Origin of the sequence: Vibrio sp. 1-Bac 57 (assembly GCF_037546855.1) — a bacterium.
Taxonomy (GTDB): domain Bacteria; phylum Pseudomonadota; class Gammaproteobacteria; order Enterobacterales; family Psychromonadaceae; genus Psychromonas.
In genome coordinates, this window is sequence record NZ_JALAAC010000088.1 from 1 (window position 1) to 1565 (window position 1565).

Annotated in this window: 2 protein-coding genes; both read right to left on the reverse strand. The window is 35.1% G+C overall.

Annotated elements, in window-relative coordinates:
- A partial coding sequence (locus MT391_RS20610; RefSeq protein WP_499499960.1) for a nucleotidyl transferase AbiEii/AbiGii toxin family protein occupies nt 1-592 on the reverse strand: 592 nt, incomplete at its 3' end.
- A gap of 14 nt (nt 593-606) precedes the next feature.
- Nucleotides 607-1344 carry a DUF6088 family protein gene (locus MT391_RS20615; RefSeq protein ID WP_028870502.1) on the reverse strand — a complete coding sequence of 246 codons (738 nt, stop codon included), beginning with the start codon at nt 1342-1344 and terminating at the stop codon, nt 607-609.
- Nucleotides 1345-1565: the final 221 nt, after the last annotated feature.

Here is a 1565-nt window from a genome sequence, read left to right on the forward strand (position 1 = left end):
TAATCTTTTCACAAAGGGTACGTGAAGTACATAACACATTCATTTCAAATTCTTCAAGCTCATATTCTTTAACAGCATTTTCAAATCCGCTTTTTAAAAAATATTCTGCAACATACGACAACATGCCTATTTTCTTATATGGCTCAGGATCTGCAAACGCATTAACTTCTAACAATAAGCTATCGGTAATTTGCCCTTCAACAGGAGTAGAGCTATCAATTCTTGGATATTGGAATCGCATTTTTCTGAATTTTGAGCCTTTCGAAGTATCAGGAGACTCAATTTCTTCATATATAGTATCAATAAGTTTTGTGGTTTTTTTTAGTTTTGTTTTTACCTGATTACCATTTAGTCCATCTGTTAACACCGCTATGTCTATATCTTCTGAGAATCGAGAGATTAAGTTATACGCCTTACTTAAAGACGTCCCCCCTTTAAATACTATCTCATCCCCAATATTCGATAAAGCGAGGGTCTTTAGAGCGAATGTAACCCAATAATCTTTTTCTACATACTCAACAGGTAGTGAAAGGCTATTAGCTGTTGCTCGAATTGCCTCTTCAAGTGCACCTTCATCTTTATGTAATAACACAACTATTCCTTTTCTTATTTACTTGATGCTAATCGCCAATTCTTTTCTGCATTTTTCCATTTGTTAGCACAATTAAAGACATACTTAGACGTTGGATTTAACGAACTTTTCAATTCTTCACTAAAATAATTCATGTATGTTTCTAAGAAAGAGCCAAGTAAAGCCTTAGTTCTTTCTGAATAAGCCTCTACAGCTATTTTTTCCATTACAGATATTTTTTCAGGTGAAAAGCCTTTTAGTCGAACGGCTAATTTTGTCGATACTGCTTGTGTTTCTGCATCAGGAATGCGATCTATATTTTTCAGAATGTCTAAGAATTGTAATACCTGAGTATTGTTCTTAGTCACTTTATAACGTGCAGGCGTAGTCGTTATCCTAAGCCCAGATAGGTTTGCTTTTTCACGTTTTTTTGTAGAAGTTGCAATCGTAACCTCTGCTGGTATCTGTGTAGTCAACCCCCAACGATAATATAATGCGGGGCCCGTTACATAACCAACAGTCTTTCTTTTACGTGAAGTAAAATATTCAATAACATCATTGCTTTTCGGGGCCATAGGGCCAAATCGACCAATTTCAGATTTGTAAAAGAGACCTTTCTTAATCTTTACTAAGCCTAACTTTTTTGCATTTCGGCTAATCGCTTTTACAACTGCATCACCGTGCTCAGAATAACTCGGGATATCCTGATAAGAAAATAGCTTGCCTGATCGCATGCGCTCTATTTGCTGACTTACTGACTGTGTAATGTTCATTTTGACTTCTCCATATGTTTTATATTGTATGTCTTCATACCAACAAATGTCCAGTTTTTTACAAATAGTTCCTGACATTTTTATTTGCATATAAGAGGTTTAATGAACAGTTTTTTAATTTTTTAATAATTAGTTAGTTAGTGGCGACTCTAAGTCACCATGGGGACGGAAGCGAGATAGTTTATTACGTTCGGTATTGGGAGAAAGTGGGTGTAATTAAA